The sequence below is a fragment of the Streptomyces sp. NPDC030021 genome (assembly GCF_055574035.1).
Map to the genome: position 1 here is coordinate 172516 of NZ_JBVIAH010000005.1, position 18030 is coordinate 190545.

At 69.8% G+C, this 18030-nt stretch carries 11 protein-coding genes; 4 read left to right on the plus strand and 7 right to left on the minus strand.

The features are described 5' to 3' along the window. Positions 1-33 precede the first annotated feature (33 nt). Complete coding sequence (locus ACZ4YL_RS12090; protein ID WP_468115874.1) at positions 34-732, plus strand: HNH endonuclease family protein; 699 nt, start codon at positions 34-36, stop codon at positions 730-732. Between the two features lie 404 nt (positions 733-1136). Further along, a complete protein-coding gene (locus ACZ4YL_RS12095) occupies positions 1137-2330 on the plus strand; it encodes a hypothetical protein (RefSeq protein ID WP_468115876.1) in 1194 nt (397 codons plus the stop codon). A gap of 299 nt (positions 2331-2629) precedes the next feature. Here the strand turns inward: ACZ4YL_RS12095 and ACZ4YL_RS12100 are convergent, their stop codons facing one another. The 6 genes from ACZ4YL_RS12100 to ACZ4YL_RS12125 all read right to left on the minus strand — a co-directional run bounded on the left by ACZ4YL_RS12100 (position 2630) and on the right by ACZ4YL_RS12125 (position 8015). After that, on the minus strand, positions 2630-3514 hold the full coding sequence (locus ACZ4YL_RS12100; protein WP_468115878.1) for a hypothetical protein: 885 nt from the start codon (positions 3512-3514) through the stop codon (positions 2630-2632). A gap of 149 nt (positions 3515-3663) precedes the next feature. Next, complete coding sequence (locus ACZ4YL_RS12105) at positions 3664-3894, minus strand: acyl carrier protein (protein WP_468115880.1); 231 nt, start codon at positions 3892-3894, stop codon at positions 3664-3666. Continuing rightward, complete coding sequence (locus ACZ4YL_RS12110; protein WP_468115882.1) at positions 3891-4835, minus strand: hypothetical protein; 945 nt, start codon at positions 4833-4835, stop codon at positions 3891-3893. The genes ACZ4YL_RS12105 and ACZ4YL_RS12110 overlap by 4 nt, the downstream gene beginning before the upstream one ends. Positions 4836-5145: 310 nt before the next feature. Then, a complete protein-coding gene (locus ACZ4YL_RS12115; RefSeq protein ID WP_468115884.1) occupies positions 5146-6192 on the minus strand; it encodes a fatty acid desaturase family protein in 1047 nt (348 codons plus the stop codon). A 198-nt stretch (positions 6193-6390) separates the two neighbouring features. Continuing rightward, positions 6391-7128, minus strand: coding sequence for a 4'-phosphopantetheinyl transferase family protein (locus ACZ4YL_RS12120; protein ID WP_468115886.1), 738 nt, complete (start codon positions 7126-7128; stop codon positions 6391-6393). After that, positions 7125-8015, minus strand: a complete 891-nt coding sequence (locus ACZ4YL_RS12125) for a metallophosphoesterase family protein (protein ID WP_468115888.1) — start codon at positions 8013-8015, stop codon at positions 7125-7127. Before ACZ4YL_RS12125 ends, ACZ4YL_RS12120 begins: the two co-directional genes overlap by 4 nt. Positions 8016-8283: 268 nt before the next feature. On the opposite strand from ACZ4YL_RS12125, the gene ACZ4YL_RS12130 reads away from it, so the two are divergent. Continuing rightward, the gene (locus ACZ4YL_RS12130; RefSeq protein ID WP_468115890.1) at positions 8284-11214 is read left to right on the plus strand and encodes a helix-turn-helix transcriptional regulator; all 2931 of its coding nucleotides are present in this window, start codon (positions 8284-8286) and stop codon (positions 11212-11214) included. Between the two features lie 76 nt (positions 11215-11290). Here the strand turns inward: ACZ4YL_RS12130 and ACZ4YL_RS12135 are convergent, their stop codons facing one another. After that, positions 11291-12058 (minus strand): thioesterase II family protein, encoded by a 768-nt coding sequence (locus tag ACZ4YL_RS12135; protein ID WP_468115892.1) that lies wholly within the window; start codon positions 12056-12058, stop codon positions 11291-11293. Between the two features lie 333 nt (positions 12059-12391). Between ACZ4YL_RS12135 and ACZ4YL_RS12140 the strand changes: the two genes are divergently transcribed. Continuing rightward, positions 12392-17995, plus strand: a complete 5604-nt coding sequence (locus tag ACZ4YL_RS12140; protein ID WP_468116257.1) for a type I polyketide synthase — start codon at positions 12392-12394, stop codon at positions 17993-17995. Positions 17996-18030 lie beyond the last annotated feature (35 nt).

Here is an 18030-nt window from a genome sequence, read left to right on the forward strand (position 1 = left end):
AGAGTGCCACTCCTACAGGCAACGCTGACCTCAATGGCTGGCTACACCGGTGACATCGGGCAGGCGGCCGTCCCCAAGCAGCGAGCCAAGCAGTTATGGAAGCACACCACTGTCCGGAGGCACATACACCCTGCGCTGAAAAGTGCCCTGGCGGAGATGGCACCAGGGTTGGAGCGGTGCATGTACTGCGGGGACAACCAGGGAACCGACATCGACCACTTCGAGCCCGTCCGCGTGAATCCGTTGCGCACCTTCGACTGGCACAACCACCTTCTGGCGTGTTCCCTGTGCAACAGCCACCTCAAGCGCGACCAGTTCCCCTTCGCCGACGACGACACACCCCTGCTCATCGACCCGACCAGCGAGGATCCCGCTCCGCATCTGCACCTCTCACTCGCTGCCGGCGCATACATCGACCTCACAGACAGGGGCGACGCGACAATCAAGGTCTTCGACCTCAACCGGAAAATCCTTGTCCGGGGGCGGCTCAACGCTTATCGGATCACCCCGCTACTGCTGGACAAGTGGCGTATTGCCTTTGAAAAGGATGACCTAGCGGAGGCGGAGGCCTATGCAGAAACGATCTGGGAACAGCCCACCGCTGACGTCGTCCACGCCATGTTTCACCAGGCTCTAACCCCAGGAGCCGAGGACATTTTCGCGGACGCGCCCGAAACGCTCGCTCTGCTACGCGACCAGGCGATCCGCACCGGGCTGCTGGGCATCTGCTGAGTCAACCCAGCACAAGCACCTGACCTGGTGGCCGAAGATCTCACGGCTGCCGGCATTCGGACCTCCCATCTTCGGGGGGCACTGAGGGACCGGGACACCGTCAGTATCGGTACGATGCCCTCCTTCAGGGGCCTTGGATAACGGTGCGTCGTGGTGATGGGACTACATGACGGAGCCCTGCCGTTCCCCAAGGCGGTGACCCCTCCGCGTCGACCGCCTCCCATACGAAACTGAGGTTGAGTCCGTTCCTGGTGGAGGCGGCTGCATAGCTGCGGGCTGAGGCATGAGGCCCATCGGCCCCGCCTGTGATGCCACCCCACAGGGCGTCAACCAATGCTTGAGGCAAGGCCACCTGAACGTGGGTATCGACATCAATGCCAGCGCTGTCTGCCACTCTGCCCGTCATGACGCTGACAGAATTCGTGAACCTCTCGTTCTGCTGGGGCTGGTGGACATTCTTCGAGGCGGTCTGGATCGCCATGCTGTGGTGGACCCGCACCCGAGTGTTGGGTGCGGTGGTGTGCCGGATCCCCGGCGTGGGGCGCCTTCGGCGAGGCGTCTGCGAGGCGCGCGTTGTGGTGCTGCTCGCGGAGTTGGAGAAGAAGGATGTACCAGCGGAAGCTTGGCCGGACAGCAAGGAACTCGTTGACCGGTGGCACCGTATCGTCGCCGGTCGCTGCGTCTCCGTGCTTTTCCAGGCGGTGCCCATGCTGGTTGTGGTGCCGGCCTTCTGGTGGACGACATCACCACTTGGCCAGACCACAGTCACGCCGTTCTGGATGTTCGCTGCCATCGCCGGCTTTGGTGCTGTCTCCATCACGCTCATGGCGGGTGATGACCGCGCTGCCGCAATTTCCGACGCGGCCGGGGTTGTCACGGTGGCGTCGGTTCGCTTCTTGGAGATGCTGCTCGTTCCGGACGGCCGCAGGACACAGGACTCGGCGCTTGAGGTACATGGCAGGAATTTCGGGCGGCTTTGCAACTCCCTGCGTGCCCAGGCGCGGCACACATCCCGCACGATGCCACTCGCCGCGCGTCAACGGGTACTCGCGTCCACGGAACGACTGATTTCAGCACTCGCCGACCGCAACGAGCGCTACCTCTTCTGCGAGGGAGCCGACCGTGACATCGCCGTCCGTGGTTTGTCCTGGCTCGTCGCCGACGCACTACGCCACAGCTGCAGGCCACGTGCACAGCGCGACAGTCTGGTGATTGTCGATGACGCACTCCTGGCGGACGTGCCAGAACCGGACGCAGCAGGCCTGGCGGCCGAGCCGCTCAGGAGCCGCCTGCTCGCGAGGGCGGGGAAGATCGCTGTGGCCGTGGGTCTCCTCACCGGGGCGGTCCTCTTCCCTGGCGGCGGAGCCGTCCCGGATCTACTGGCGGCCGCGGGCCTGACAAGCGTAGCCCTGGTCTGTCCCCCGCTGCGAGAGGCGTTGCACCGAGCCAGGGAACTTCTCGCCGGCGGCCCGTCCGCCGGCAACGGGGCGCCGGCGGTGGCGGACGAAGGGCCAAGTCCGGCATCCTCGTCGCACCCTTCCCGCCCGCAGGGCGCTGGCCGGTCAGCCGTAACCGCCGGACCAGGGCCGGCCACGTAGAGACGCCAGGGCTGATGGTGACGCTCGTTTGACGCACGGCCGCACCATCGAGGTCGCCGTGTGGCCTCTGACCTGTGGGTTTCTTGGTAGTCAGGCCTGTGTATTCCTTCCCGATGACGCACCACGTGGAGTGCGTGGCGATCCTCGAACCCGCCGCAAAGTCCTCCTGAACTGGGGTTTTGTGAGTGCGCATGATGTACACTGCGGGCCGTTACGGGCGATGTCCTGACGCTGAAATGACGTTCGTGACGCTCATTCGACGCCCGTTCTGATGGGGTGTCAGGCGATTGTCGTGCAGGTCAGGCCGTACGTCCAGGCTGGCTCGAACGCCCCGCCGTCGACGAGGGTGCCGGAACATCGACGTCGGACGCGTCGGGGATGCGGTGGCCCAGGTGGGCCGCCCAGGCACTGCCGAGGGCAGACTCGCCGACAGCGGCGGTGATCGGCCAACTGGAGGACCCGCTGTCGGTGAAGTGCCCGTGGTGAGCCGTGATCACCGGGCTCTGAGGCCGGGCCGGCCGCACTACGCCGCGGCGGGCTTGCGCAGTGGGCCGGGGGCTCTGAGCCGTTCGGCGCGGGTGGGGGCCGGCCGGGGCGCGGCGTCGGCCGCCTCGTTCGCGGATCGTCGCGCTCAGGGCCCGTACCGCATCGGGGTCCGAGTGGCCGCTCTCCAGCATTTCGAGTACGACGCACTCCAGGAGCAGGACGGAGGCCGCCGTGCGGTACTGGGGCAGCGGGTCCCCGGTCGGTTCGGGGCCGGGGAGTTCGGCGGGGGCGGCGAGCGCCGTCGCGAGGAGGGTGCGGGCCCGGCGCAGGACGCTCCGGCGCGCCGCGCTCTCCCAGTGCAGCACCTGGCCGACCGCGTCCGGCAGGGCCGCCTCGAAGCGGCGCAGCACCGCCTCGGAGAACCCCGGTGGCGGTCCCGGAGGGCGCGTGGCGGCGGGGGTGGGTGGGGTGCCGCCGGTCGGGACGAGGGCGGCCGGAGGGACTGCGGGTGGGGTGACGGCGGCAGGGGCGACTGCCGGTCGGGCGACCGCGGGTGGGGCTGTGGTGCGCGCGGTGGGCGATGTCGTGGATGCCTTCAGGGTCGCCCGGGAGAGGCCCTCTTGGAGGGCCTGGGCGAAGCCGTCGCCGATCATGGCGTCCCAGGCACTTGCTCCGGTCGGTATGACAGGGAAATCCATCACCGCTCCTCAACGCTGTGCGGGGTACCCGAGTGGGTGACCATTGAAGGCGGCGGGGAATCCGTGCCACCACGACTTGTCACCCCTAAAGTGCGGGCGGTGATCCCCTATGCGGGGGCCGGCGGCCCCGCATCGCGTACGGGCCGCCGTCAGGCCGCGGCCTGACTTCTCGTCTGTTCCGTGGTCTGGCCGCCCGTCTGTTCCACGGTCCGGACGACCTCCGCGGCCATCTGGGCGACGGTGAGGTGGTTGAACAGGATGTCCTTGTTCAGTGGAGCGCCGCACCACTGTCCCAGCTTGCCGGTGAGCAGGGTGATGGACACCGAGTCGATTCCGTAGGCGCTCACCGGGACCTCCGGATCCACTGCTTGCGGCGTCATCTCAAGCAGTTCCGCGAGGAGTTGACGGAGGTGGGATCCGAGTGGCGGCCACCGCGCTCCCGCAGCCGACCAGCTCGACACTGTCCGCGGAGGCCGGGACCGGTACCGCCCTGCCCCTGGCGAGCGCGGCGCGGTCGTAGTGGCCCGTCGGTGTCGCGTACAGCGGGCGTCCCATGGTCACGTTGAGGGTGCACTCGGCGAGGGCATAGCCCGGCGAGAAGACCTCCTCGCGGAAGAAGCTCACCCCGAACGCCTCGGCGAACCGGCGCTGGGTCGCCGCCCGGACGGGCTCCGAGCCGTTCGCCGCAACCCGCCAGGTGGAGCGCCGCCGCTTCGAGCAGGAAGTCGACGACGTCCTGGTGCGTGGCGCTCACGGCCTCCGCCACCAGTTCCGCGTCCTGCCCGATGCCGGCCGACCCGTACACGCCGATCACGCCCTCGTTGTTCTTGGTGATCACGCGCAGGGCGTCGGAGGCGACCCCCGTGGGACGGCCGGACAGCGGCAGGACGAGCTCGGCCAGCCGCCGCGTCACGGGATGCAGCACGCGAACGGAGACGCTGTGCTGTTCGGGGTGGAGCAGCACCGGACGGATCCAGTCGGCGGCCGGCGGCACGGATGCGAGGTGGGTCCCGGGGCGCAGGGTGAACGAACGGGAGATGACGTTGTGGCCGCGCCGCGGGCTGAAACGCAGATAGTCCAGGCGTACGGAGTCGTCGTCGAGCCGCCACACAGCCCGCACCCGGCTGGGCGCGGGAGCGCCGTCGGGCCCGGTCCGCATCGGATACGCGTCCACCGCCACGCGTACCACGCCGTCCCGCGCGGCGCGGCGGTCGAGCCGCAGCGGCGTAGCGTGCAGCAGATAGGGGTCCAGCAGGCTGATGCCGTCGTCGTCGCGGTAGGTGGCGGCCACGTGGCGGCGGTCGACCGGGTAGTCCGCCACCCGGCCCGTCCGTTCGGCGATCAGCCGGCCTGCCTCAAAGGACTGCCAGGCAGAGGAAGTGCCGAACGGCCGGGGCACCGGGCGCGTGCCGAAGTACTGGCGCAACTGGGACGCACTGTTGTAGGGACGGATCCGAGGAGATCGTCGAGCACCTCGCTCTGCGCTTCGTACAGCGGAACGTCGTACGGCAAAACCGTGCCGGCTGTCATGTCCGGCCTCCGGCATCGGCCGGCCCGGTGCTGCCGCCCCGCATCGCTGCGCAGGGGTCGGGCGGTGCCACCGGGCCGGGGTCTTGGGGGGTTTGCTCCGCTCAGCGGGCATCACGGAGGGGTTCGCCGACGCTGCGCATGTGGCGCAGGGCCTCGCGGTGCGAGGCGATCAAACCGGTCTGGTGGTAGGGGATTCCCAGTTCTGCGCAGTACGCCTCGGTGATGACCTGGGCCCGCCGCAGCGCCGGGGTGGGCATGCTGGGGAACAGGTGGTGCTCGATCTGGTAGTTGAGCCCGCCCATGGCGACGTCGACGAACGGCCCGCCCCGCACATTGCGCGAGGTGAGGACCTGGCGGCGCAGGAAGTCCAGCGAGTGCTCCTCGGTGAGCATCGGCATGCCCTTGTGGTTGGGGGCGAAGACCGACCCGAGGAACACCCCGAACAGTCCGAGGTGGACGGCCATGAAGGCGACGGCCAGGCCGGGGGAAAGGACCAGGAACAGCCCGCTGAAGTAGAGCGCGAAGTGCGCGACGAGCAGGGAGCCTTCGAGGACCGGGCGCTTCGTCGTCGGGCTGCGCAGCGCCTTGAAACTGTTGAAACTGAGGTTCAGGCCCTCCAGGGTCAGCAGCGGGAAGAACAGACGGGACTGGTGCTTGCCCATGAACCGCGGCAGCCCGGTGGCCGCCTCCGCCTGGCGCTTGGACCACACCAGGATGTCCGGGGAGACGTCCGGATCCTTCAACTCGTGGTTGGGGTTGGCGTGGTGGCGGGTGTGCTTGTTCATCCACCAGCCGTAACTCATGCCCACGAAGAAGTTGGCCGCGATCAGACCGCCTACCTCGCTGGGCCTGCGCTTGTTGAACACCTGCCGGTGGGCCAGATCGTGGGTGACCAGCGCGGCCTGGACGAACACCACGGACATCACCAACGCGACGAGCAGCTGCGACCAGGAGTCCCCCAGGACGACGAACGCCGCGCAGCCACCCAGGTAGGCGAGGCCGACGAGGGTGAATCGGACGGTGTAGTAGAGCGGGCGCCGGTCGAGGAGACCGGCCTGGACGATCCTGCGGGACAACTGGGCGAAATCGCTGCCAGTCGTCTGCGGGACCGGCCGGACATCAGGCGTGATCGCAGCGTCGAGCGTCATGGCCGCAAGTCTGCGGTCCTGGTCAGGGGCTCCGGAATCCCGTGATGGCCCCTATTCCGGGGGAGGGCCGACCCCACCCCGGGCGCTCCGCGCCCCGGTTCCGGCGCTAGGGGGTGTCCGCAAAGTCCCGCCTGCCCCGCGGCGGGCGGCCAGCGCTACTTTGCGAACACCCCCTGGGGGTTGCCGGAACGGCCTCGGTCATTCTGCGCGTGCGCCGGGCTCTCGGTCGTTCGGTACGGGTGTCGGTTCCCCGGCGCTTCTGTACGTGTGCCGCGCCCCCGGCGCCTCCAGCGTGATGGCGGTGAGCCCGAGGCCTGCCCCGACCAGCCAGCGTCCGGAGAGCAGGCCGACGCGGTCGCCGTTCACCCGTAGCCCCTCCGGCACCAGGAGGCGGGCGGTGAACGTGCCGTCCAGGTCCAGGACGATGTCCGCCTGCTCGAAGTCGAGCCAGCTGCGGTTCAGGGGGAACCACACCTTGTACACGGACTCCTTGGCGCTGAACAGCAGCCGGTCCCAGTGGATTTCGGGCCGCTGAGCCGCTCGCTCGGCCAGCATCCCGCGCTCCTGGGGCAGGGACACGGTGCCCAGTACGCCGTCCGGCAGCGGCTGGTGCGGTTCGGCGTCGATGCCGACAGCGAGCACGTCACCGGCGTTGGCGAGCACCGCCGCGCGGTAACCGGTGCAGTGGGTCATGCTGCCGACCGTGCCGATGGGCCACAGCGGTTCGCCCCGCTCGCCGGGAAGCACCGGCGCGGCAGGCACACCCAGTTGGGCCATGGCGATCCTGGCGCAGTGCCGCGCGGTGTGGAACGACCGCCGGCGCTCGTCCACGGAGCGGGCGACCACCGCCTTCTCCTGCGGGAACGGCGAGACGGGGTCAGCGTCGTCGAAACGGTCTGCGCAGGCAACCATCGCGGGCACGATCTCCTCTATCACCGGTGCTCCCAGTCCGGAAATATTTCACGCAGCATGCCGCGGACCAGTCCTCGGGCGCGCCACTCGCGGGGATATCCAATGGAGACTTCTTCAAATCTCACGCCGTCGTACCAGGTGGTACGCGGGATATGGAGATGGCCATAGACCACCGCCGCCGTGGAATACCTGCGGTGCCAGTCGCCGGTCAGCTCCGTGCCGCACCACTGGGCGAACTCCGAGTGATGCAGTACATGGGTGGGGTCAGGTACCAGGGGATAGTGATTCACCAGGACAAGAGGTGCCCCGGGATCCACTTCGGCCAGACGCCTTTCGCTGTACGCGACCCGGTCACGGCACCAGTCCTCCATGCTGGCATAAGGCTCGGGATGCAGCATGTATTCGTCCGTGCAGACAATTCCCGCGTCACTCGCGCGGGCCAGTGATTCTTCTTTGGTCAGCGTCGGATCGGTGCGAAAACTGTAATCGTAGTGCACAAAGAGCGGTGCGACGGTCAAGGGTCCGTCGGGACCTTCCCAGACGGGATACGGATCCTCCGGCGTCACCACGCCCAGGCTCCGCAGGAGCTCCACGAGGTGGCGGTACCGCTGCTCGCCGCGCAGTTGGAGGGGGTCCTGCGGGACCGTCCACAATTCGTGATTGCCGGGCGCCCAGACGACCTTGGCGAAACGCCCTGCCAGGAGCCCGAGCGTCCGCTCGATATCTGTGCTGATCTCGCCGACGTCACCTGCGACAAGCAGCCAGTCGTCATCGGACGTCGGATGCAGGCCCGCTACGAGGTTCTGGTTCTCCGATATACCGGCGTGGAGATCGCTGACGGCGAGGAGCTTCCCCGGGCTTCTGCCGTTCGACCCTCCTCCGGTATTCCGTAAGGAATTGTGTTCCGGCAAGATGCTTTCACCCTTCGAGTTGTTTTCGCGGGCGGTCGGCCCTGATGGGAGCAACGGAAGCGGAGAGATGGACAAATTAGGCAATGCGCTCCCCCTAGTGGTACCCCTGTGACCCCCTAAGCGAGGGGGTGGGGAAAGGCGATAGCCTTGGCTGTGCCGGGGTTCCAGGATGGGGTTGTGATCTGGGTCACTTGCGAGGGGGGTTGGTGACGGTGTAGAAGAAGGACATTGAGAATACACTGAGGTGCGAAGGTGGACGGGGGTCCTGGTGAACATCTCGTTAAATCGAGTTTTTGAAGCAGAACGGGTCAGTGCTCTGGATACCCTTGAGGGTCTCCTGGATGAATGCAATGGCGGGGTTGGGAATGTCGCACTAGTCAGTGGGGTGCTGGCGAGCGGAAAAACCGAGTTGCTGAACACATTCTTAGGCCGGGCCGCTGAGAGCGGCGCTTTGGTTCTCGGGGCGACGGGTGCCAAGGCCGAGCAGTCCCTGCGGATGGGAGTCATCAGCCAGCTGTTCCAGCACACCGGCCTGCCGGCCGAGGTCACCGTCCAGATGTCGGAGCTGGTCCCGGTGGTGGCTTCGGGACCGGGGGAGGCCGGTGCGGAGCCGGACGAGCTCCGGCACAGCGACGTCCAGGGAGTCCACGAACTGTGCGCCCTGATCCTGGATCTGGCCGCCGAGCGGCCCGTGGTGATCGGCATCGACGACGTCCACTTCGCGGACTCGGCCTCGCTGCAGGTCCTGCTGTACCTCCAGCGGCGGATCCGCTCCGCGGGCGTCCTGATGGTGCTCAACGAATGGTCCAGGCCCCGGCTGGCCAGACCCTTCTTCCATGCCGAGACCACCCGGCAGCCGCACCACCGCATCAGGCTGGACGCCCTGTCGCGCATCGGCGTCCGGGAGCTGCTCGTGCATGCGCTCGGGTCCGGGGTACCGGACACCTTCGTCAACTCTTGCTTCGAGTTGACCGGTGGCAACCCCATGCTCCTCCGCGCGCTCATCGAGGACATCCAGGAACGTTCCGAGGGATCCGAGGGATCCGAGGGATCGGAGGTGTGTGGTTTCACCGAGGTGCTGCCCGGCGTCGCGTTCGGCCAGGCCGTCCGCGGCTGCCTGCACCGTTGGGAGCCGGCGCTCCTCGAAGTCGCCCAGGGGCAGGCGGTGCTGGGGGAGTACGCCTCCCCGGCGCTGATCGGCAGGCTGCTGGGGATGATGCCGGAGCGAGTCGGTGAGATGCTCGACATCCTCGGTACGTCCGGGCTGCGCGGCGCGTCCGGATTCCCCGCCCCCGTCGCCGCCGCCGTACTCGAAGGCCTGGAGGTGGAGAGCCGCTCGCAGCTCCACGGACACTGCGCCGAACTGCTGCACAAGCTCGGCTCCAGCACCGCGGAGATCGCCAAGCACCTGATCGCGGCGGACAGCGCGGTCGGCCGCTGGGCCATGGAGGTCCTGCGGGACGCCGCGGCCCAGGCGCTCGCCGGCAATGACGCCGAACACGCGCTCAAGTGCCTCGAACTCGCCCTGGAGGCCTGCACGACCGACGCCGAGCGGGTCGCCATCACGGCGATGCTGGCTCGCGCCGCCTGGCGGATCAACCCGGCCACGATCCTGCCGCACATAGACGCCCTCCAGGCCGCCGTGCGCAGCGGCGACCTCATGGGCCGCGACGTGGTCAACGTCATCCGCTACCTGCTCTGGCAGGGCGACTTCGAAGGGGCGACGGAGGCCCGGGAGCTCCTGTACCAGGCGGGAGACCTGGACGACGCGCAGCTCACCGCGGAGCTGAGCCTGATCTTCCAGTCGATGTGCGGCCCGGGCAACCGGATTCCGCCGCAGGAGGGAGGCCGCATGGTCCTTGGCCACCCCGAGTTGGGCGGCTCCGTCGGCAACCCCTGGGCACGCGCCACCGCGACGCTCACCAACGTCCTGGAGAGCGAAACCGAGGACGCCGCTGTCACCAGCGCCGAATACATCCTCCAGGGCTGCCGGCTCAACGACACCACACTGGAGATCATCGCGTTCGCGCTGCTCGCCCTGCAGTTCTCGGGCCGCCCCGATCTCGCCGCGATGTGGTGCGACGGGCTGATCGAGGAGGCCGTGCGGCGCCGGGCCAACACCTGGCAGGCGGTGCTCGGCAGCGTACGAGCGGAAATCGCCCTGCGTCAGGGGGACCTGGCCATCGCCGAAGCGCAGGCCGAGGCCGCGTTCGGACGCCTCCAGGCCAAGAGCTGGGGGGTGCTGATCGGCCTGCCGATCAGCACGCTGGTGATGGTCAACACGGCACTGAGCAGGCATGAGCGCGCGGCGGAACTTCTCAACCACCTGGTCCCCGAGGCCATGTTCGACACGGCGTTCGGCACCCTCTACCTGCGAGCCAGAGGACATCATCACCTTGCCGTCGACCGTGCGCTGGTAGCCCTCAGCGACTTCCAGGCCTGCGGGCAGAAGGTCCGGGCGTGGGAGGCCGACGTACCGATACTGATGCCGTGGCGCAGCGACCTCGCCGAGGCGTATCTGCGCCTCGCCCGGCCCGAGGTGGCCCGGGAGCTGGTGGCGCGCCAGATGGAACGCCCCGGTGCACAGGGCGCGTTCATCCGGGGCATCTCCATCCGGGTGCAGGCGGCGGCCAGCGAGACCAGCCAGCGTCCGAAGCTGCTGAAGAAGGCCGTGGACCTTCTGCAGAGTTCCGGCAACCGCCTCGAACTCGTACGGGCCCTGGCCGACCTCAGCAGGGCTCACCACACGCTCGGGGACTTCGGGCAGGCCCGCACCGCCGGCCGCCGCGCCGTGCAGGAGGCGAAGCTGTGCCACAGGGACGCCGTATCGATGCAACTCCTGCGGGGCCTGTCCGGGGACGCCTTCGTGTCGGCGAAGGAGGAGACGGAGGTCAAGGAGGACGACGCCTCCACGGCGCTCAGTGATGCCGAGCGCCGCGTCGCCACCCTGGCCGCCGTGGGCCACACCAACCGGGAGATCGCCCGCAAGCTGTACATCACGGTGAGCACGGTCGAGCAGCACCTCACCCGGATCTACCGCAAGCTCCAGGTCAGCAATCGTGACGAGTTGCTGGAAGGGTTGTCCCTGCGACGCGAACCAGGCAAGGCGCCCCTTGAGCAGGAGGACGACCTCGGCATCCCGGCGATCGGTTCCGCGGGACAGGGCGAAGCCTCCCGCGCACACGCGCCGGGCGGCTGACCGGCCCGACCCGCCCGACGGGCAAGGCAGTCGGAGTGCAGCGGGGATCATTCGCAGAGTGATCCCCGCGCGCCCGCTAGGCGGCGCCGGCCTGATGTGCCGCCGCGCAGTCGGCGAGCAGACGATTGACCGTGGCCGCGTGCGGGGCGAGATAGAAGTGCCCACCGTCGAACACCCTCAGCTCGAATGGCCCACTCGTGTGATCCGACCAGGAACGGGCCTCGTCCACGGTCACCTTCGGGTCGTTGTCGCCCACCAACGCGTGGACGGGGCAGCTCAGATCGGGTCCCGGCCGGTAGCGGTACGTCTCGGCAGCCCGGTAGTCGCTGCGAATGGCCGGCAGGATCATCCGGAGAAGCTCCTCGTCCCCGAGCGCACCCGGCTCCGTACCGCTCAACTCCTTGAGCTCGTCCACGAGTCCCTCGTCGTCACGCAGGTGCACGGTCTCGTCCCTGGCCCGCCCCGGCGCCCGGCGGCCCGAGGCGAAGAGAGCCAGCGGAACGATCCTTTCCTGCTCCAGCCGACGGCCCACCTCGAAGGCCAGCGTGGCACCCATGCTGTGTCCGAACAGCATCAGCGGCCTGTCCGCCAGGGGCCGCAGCTCCGCGACGAGGGTGTCGGCCAGGTCGTGCAGGTCGCCGATGCCTTCCTCGTGCCTGCGGTCCTGCCGGCCCGGGTACTGGATCGCGACGACGTCGACCGCCGGTGCGAGCGTGCGGGACACCGGGAAATAGAACGAAGCCGAACCGCCCGCGTGCGGGAAGAGGATCAGCCGGACCGGCGCGGCCGGAGCCGGATGAAACTGCCGAATCCATGGACTGGTGCCTCCGGTGGCTTCTCCCATGGTTCTTGACCGTCCTCTCCCTGACTTGCCTGCGACGAATTAAATTCCGCAATGTACATATTGCTGATGCCTTCCTGATGCAGGCTATTGGGTGATGTCCGGGCTGTGCAAGAGAGCCTGTAATGGATAGTGGTCGCACGGCTGATCCCGCCCGGTGGGCGCCGTCGCCTTAGGGGCGAATAGGGGCGGGCTAGGGGTGGGCTGCGGGACTTGGCCTGCGTAGCCTACGAGCGTATGCGCCACGGGGGTGTTTATCCGACGTGTCTTGATTTCGGGCCGTTGGGGATTCAGCTCTCAAGCATTTTGAATTCCTGGCCGGATCTTTGAGGAGACATTGGCGTGGAGAACGAGGAGAAGCTTCTCGACTACCTGAAGCGGGCGACCACCGATCTTCGGGAGGTTCGCCGACAGCTTCGGGAGACCGAGCGCCGAGAAAATGAGCCGATCGCGATTGTCGGGATGAGCTGCCGTTTCCCGGGCGACGTACGGTCGCCCGAGGACCTGTGGCAGTTGGTGGCCGAAGGCGCGGACGGAGTCTCCGAGTTCCCGGACAACCGTGGCTGGGACGCACAGGGCATCTACGACCCGGAGCCGGGGAAGCCCGGCAGGACGTACTCGAGGTCGGGCGGATTCCTGCACGACGCCGCCGACTTCGACGCCGAGTTCTTCAGCATGAGCCCGCGCGAGGCCCTGGCCACCGACCCGCAGCAGCGACTGCTCCTGGAAGCGTCCTGGGAAGCCGTCGAGCGGGCGGGCATCGCCCCGTCGTCCCTCAAGGGCAGCAGGACCGGGGTGTTCGCCGGCGTGATGTACCACGACTACGCCTCGCGCCTCAGCGTCGTCCCCGACGAGCTCCAGGGGTACATCGGCAACGGCAACACCGGCAGCGTCGTGTCCGGGCGCATCGCCTACACACTCGGCCTGGAGGGCCCCGCCGTCTCGGTGGACACCGCCTGCTCCTCCTCCCTGGTGGCCCTGCACTGGGCGGCGAACGCACTGCGCCGCGGCGAGTGCGACCTGGCCCTCGCGGGCGGGGTGACCGTCATGCCGACGCCGGAGACCTTCGTCGAGTTCAGCCAGCAGCGCGGTCTCGCCGCCGACGGCCGGATCAAGGCGTTCGCGGAGGCCGCGGACGGCACGGCCTGGGGCGAGGGCGTCGGCGTACTCCTCGTGGAGCGCCTCTCGGACGCGCGCAGGAACGGTCACCGGGTGCTCGCGGTGGTACGCGGCTCCGCCGTCAACCAGGACGGTGCGAGCAACGGCCTGACCGCCCCCAACGGGCCTTCCCAACAGCGCGTCATCCGTGCCGCACTGGCGAACGCCGGACTGTCGGCTGCCGACGTGGACGTGGTCGAGGCGCACGGCACCGGCACCACCCTGGGCGACCCCATCGAGGCGCAGGCACTCCTGGCGACGTACGGCCAGGAGCGGCCGGAGGGCCGTCCGCTGTGGCTGGGCTCGGTCAAGTCCAACCTCGGACACACCCAGGCCGCCGCCGGGGCCGCGAGCATCATCAAAATGGTCATGGCGATGCGGCACGGCGTACTGCCCAGGACGCTGCACGTCGACGCCCCGTCCTCCCACGTCGACTGGACCGCGGGCGACGTCACGCTCCTCACCGAGGAACAGCCCTGGAAGACCGGGGCGGACACGCCCCGCCGGGCCGGCATCTCGTCCTTCGGCATCAGTGGCACCAACGCCCACGTCATCATCGAGGAAGCCCCCCGGGAAGCGCCGGCCGAGGCCCCGGCGGAGACCGGGCAGTGGCCCTCGAACGTCCCCGTGCCCTGGGTGCTCTCCGGCAGCACCGCCGAGGCGCTGCGCGCACAGGCGGCGCGGCTGCACGCGTTCGCGACCGGCACCGACCGCACCCCGGTCGACGTGGGCTTCTCACTGGCCTCCACGCGAGCCGTACTCGACCACCGCGCCGCGGTGCTCGGCACGAACCGCACCGAACTGCTGGTGGGCCTGGAGAAGATCGCTGTCGGCGAGGAGCCCCCCGGCGCCCTCCGGTCGGAGGGTGGCACGGCATTCCTGTTCACCGGCCAGGGCAGCCAGCGGGTCGGCATGGGCCTCGAACTCGCCGACCGGTTTCCCGTCTTCGCCCAGAGCTTCGACGCGGTGTGCGCCCTGCTCGACAAGGAGCTCGGCCGTCCGCTGCGCGAGGTCGTCTCCGGCGATCAGGAGCTGCTGAAGCAGACGACGTACAGCCAGACCGCGCTGTTCGCGATCGAAGTGGCGCTTTTCCGGCTGCTGGAATCCTTCGGCGTACGCCCCGACTTCCTGGCCGGCCATTCCGTCGGCGAGATCGCCGCGGCCCACGTCGCGGGGGTCCTGTCCCTGGAGGACGCCTGCCGACTGGTCGCCGCGCGCGGCAGGCTGATGCAGGCGCTGCCCGCCGGTGGCGTGATGGCCGCCGTCCGGGCCGCCGAGTCCGACGTACTGCCGCTGATCGAGGGACTGGAGGACCTGGTCGGCATCGCCGCCGTCAACGGTCCCGCGTCCGTGGTGCTTTCCGGCGCGGAGGCCACCGTCGACAAGATCGTCGCCGCACTGGAGGCGCAGGGCGTCTCCGCCGCACGGCTCGCGGTCTCGCACGCCTTCCACTCCCCGCTGATGGAACCGATGCTGGATGAATTCCGGCAGGTCGTACATGGGTTGGAGTTCGCCGAGCCGCGCATCGCCGTCGTCTCCTGCGTGACCGGACGGCTCGCCGAAGCCGGTGAGCTGGGCGATCCCGAGTACTGGGTGCGCCACGTCCGCCGAGCGGTCCGCTTCGCCGACGGCGTCGGCGCTCTCGAAGCCGCGGGCGTCACCCGCCTGATCGAGCTGGGGCCCGACGGCGTGCTCTCCGCGATGGCCAGGCCCCTGCTGGAGGAGACCGGGGACGTACTCCTCGTCCCGGTCCTGCGCAAGGACCGCCCCGAGGCGCAGACCCTGCTGTCCGCGCTCGCCCAGGCCTTCCGGTCCGGCGCCGACGTGGACTGGACCGCGGTGTTCGACGGTTCCGGGGCACGCCGGGTCGACCTGCCCACCTACGCGTTCCAGCGCGAGCGCTACTGGCTCGACGAGACGAACGGGCGCGTCCTCGGTGACGCGGCGGCCTTCGGGCAGCTGCCCTCCGCCCACCCCCTGCTCAGTGCCTCCGTCGAACAGCCCGACTCCGACGGCGTGGTTCTCACCGGACGCCTCGGCCTCGACACCCAGCCCTGGCTCGGCGACCACGCCGTGTTCGGCACGGTCCTGCTGCCCGGCACCGCCTTCGTCGAGATGGCGGTCCGGGCCGCCGACCAGGCCGGCTGCGAGGTCGTCGAGGAACTGACCATCGGGGCGCCCCTGGTGATCCCCGAGCAGGGCGGGGTACGCCTCCAGGTCGTCGTCGGGCCCTCCGACGGCTCCGGGCGGCACTCCCTGTCGGTGTACTCCCAGCCCGAGGACGCGGACTCCGACGCCGGCTGGACCCGGCACGCCGAGGGCGTACTGGGCGACAACGGCCGCCCCGACCCCTACGACCTGACCGTCTGGCCGCCCGAGAACGCCGAGGAAGTGTCCCTTGAGGGCGCCTACGAGGGACTCGTCGGCCGGGGCTACGGCTACGGCCCGGTGTTCCAGGGGCTGCGCCGTGCCTGGACCCGTAACGGCCGGGAGGTGTTTGCCGAGGTCACGCTACCCAAGGACGCCCGCGCCGACGGCGAGGCCTTCGGACTCCACCCGGCGCTCCTCGACTGTTCCTTCCACGCCTCGCTGTTCGTGGAGCCCGACGGGTCGGGCGTGCCCAGGCTGCCGTTCTCCTGGCAGGGCGTCTCGCTGTTCGCCGCGGGCGCCACCACGGTCCGGGTACGGGTCGACTCGACGGGCCCCGACTCCGCACGCGTCGACGTGGCCGACGTGACCGGCGCGCCCATCGCCTCCGTGGAGCAGCTGGTGGCGCCACCGGTCTCCGACGACCAGCTCCGGTTGACCCGGGCCGAGAACGTCGAGTCGCTGTTCCGGCTCGATTGGCAGGAACTCGACCGGCGGAAGCCGGTCGGCGACCCCCGGCCGTCGGCCGACGGCGCCGGGGCCGTGACCCGCTGGGCCGTGGTCGGCCCGGTGGCCGCGCCGTGGAGCGCGGTCGCGGGTCGGCTGGCCACCGCCTTCCCGGACGTGGCGGCGCTCGGCGCCGCACTGGACGCGGGCACCCCACTGCCCGAGATGGTGCTGCTCACCGTGCCGGCCGGCGACGACTCCGACGTACCCGGCGGCCTGCGCGCCACCGCGGGGCGGGTCTTGGCGGAGGTCCAGGCGTGGCTGGCGGACGACCGCTTCGCGCCGGCCCGGCTGGTCGTGCTGACCTCGGGCGCCGTGGCCGCCGCCGGCACCGTCGCCGATCTGACGGCGGGGCCGGTGTGGGGCCTGGTGCGCTCGGCACAGTCGGAGAACCCGGGACGACTGACGCTGCTCGACTGGGACACGGCCCGCGGCACGCTCGGCGCGCTGCGGCACGCCGCACTGACCGGCGAACCCGAGGTCGCGGTCCGCGACGGCGGCCTGTTCGTGCCCCGCCTGGCCCGGGTCGCCGCGTCCGGCCGGGACGGCGCCGCCGCCTTCGGCGCCGACGGAACGGTCCTGATCACCGGCGGCACCGGCGGCCTCGGCAGCCTGGTGGCCCGCCACCTCGTCACCGCCCACGGCGTACGCCACCTCCTGCTGCTCAGCCGCCGCGGCGCGGACGCCCCCGGCGTGCCCGAACTCCGCGCCGAGCTCACCGCGTCGGGCGCCGCGAGCGTCACCGTCGAGGCCTGCGACGCCTCCGACCGGGAAGCGCTCGCCGCCGTCCTGGAGCGGATCCCCGCCGACCGGCCGCTGACCGGCGTGTTGCACACCGCGGGCGTCACCGACAACGGGGTCGTCGCCGCCCAGACCCCGGAGCGGTTCGACACCGTACTGCGGCCCAAGGCCGACGCCGCCTGGCACCTGCACGAGCTGACGCGCGACCTGGACCTGACCGCCTTCGTACTGTTCTCGTCGGCGGCCGGACTGCTGGTCGGCGGCGGACAGGCCAACTACGCCACGGCCAACGTCTTCCTGGACGACCTGGCCGGGCACCGCCGCGCCGCCGACCTGCCGGCGCTCTCCCTCGCCTGGGGGCTGTGGGGCTCCACCAGTGGCATGGCGGGGCAGTTGGGCGCCGCCGACCTCCAACGGCTGCACCGCCTCGGCATGCCGCCACTGGAGAGCGAGGAGGCACTCGCCCTGCTCGACGCCTCGCTCGCCGACGGTGCCGCCGCACTCGTGCCGATCAGGCTCGACCTGCCGGCACTCGCCGACCACACCGACGAACTGCCCGCCGTACTGCGCGCGCTCAGTCGCCCTCGCACCAGGTCCCGGCGCTCCGCCGCCCGGGCCGCCGCTACGGCGGCCCCCGCCGGCCAGGGGCTCGCCCAGCGCCTGTCCGTGCTGTCCGAGACCGACCGCAGGCGTCAGCTGCTCGCCCTCGTCCGTGCGAACGTCGCAGGGGTGCTCGGCCACGAGTCCGCCGACTCGGTCGACCCGGACCGGGCGTTCAAGGACATGGGCTTCGACTCACTGGCCGCCGTGGAGCTGCGGAACCTGCTGAACAAGGCCACCGCGCTGCGCCTGCCGACCACTCTCGTCTTCGACTTTCCCTCGCCCACCGCGCTGGTCCAGCACCTGGCCGCGGAGATCGCCCCGGCCGGCGTCTCCGCACCGCAATCGCTGGAGGCCCAGCTCGACCAGCTGGAGACGACGCTGGCCCAGGCCGACCAGGCCCACGACCACGACGCCGTCACCGCACGGCTGAAGGGCCTGCTGCGGCGCTGGAGCGAGACCCGCAGCGGCCAGGTCGGGGAGTCCGCCCAGGACGCCCAGGACTTCGGTGCGGCCAGTGACGACGAACTCTTCGACTTCCTCGACAACGAACTCGGCATCGGGTGACGGAGCAGGACCGCCCGCTGAACCCCGGCCACTCC

Bases quoted from the DNA above. Each gene is read 5' to 3' on its own strand.
- ACZ4YL_RS12100 (WP_468115878.1), bottom strand. From the start codon at position 3,514: ATGGATTTCCCTGTCATACCGACCGGAGCAAGTGCCTGGGACGCCATG.
- ACZ4YL_RS12105 (WP_468115880.1), bottom strand. From the start codon at position 3,894: ATGACGCCGCAAGCAGTGGATCCGGAGGTCCCGGTGAGCGCCTACGGA.
- ACZ4YL_RS12135 (WP_468115892.1), bottom strand. From the start codon at position 12,058: ATGGGAGAAGCCACCGGAGGCACCAGTCCATGGATTCGGCAGTTTCAT.
- ACZ4YL_RS12095 (WP_468115876.1), top strand. From the start codon at position 1,137: ATGACGCTGACAGAATTCGTGAACCTCTCGTTCTGCTGGGGCTGGTGG.
- ACZ4YL_RS12115 (WP_468115884.1), bottom strand. From the start codon at position 6,192: ATGACGCTCGACGCTGCGATCACGCCTGATGTCCGGCCGGTCCCGCAG.
- ACZ4YL_RS12090 (WP_468115874.1), top strand. From the start codon at position 34: ATGGCTGGCTACACCGGTGACATCGGGCAGGCGGCCGTCCCCAAGCAG.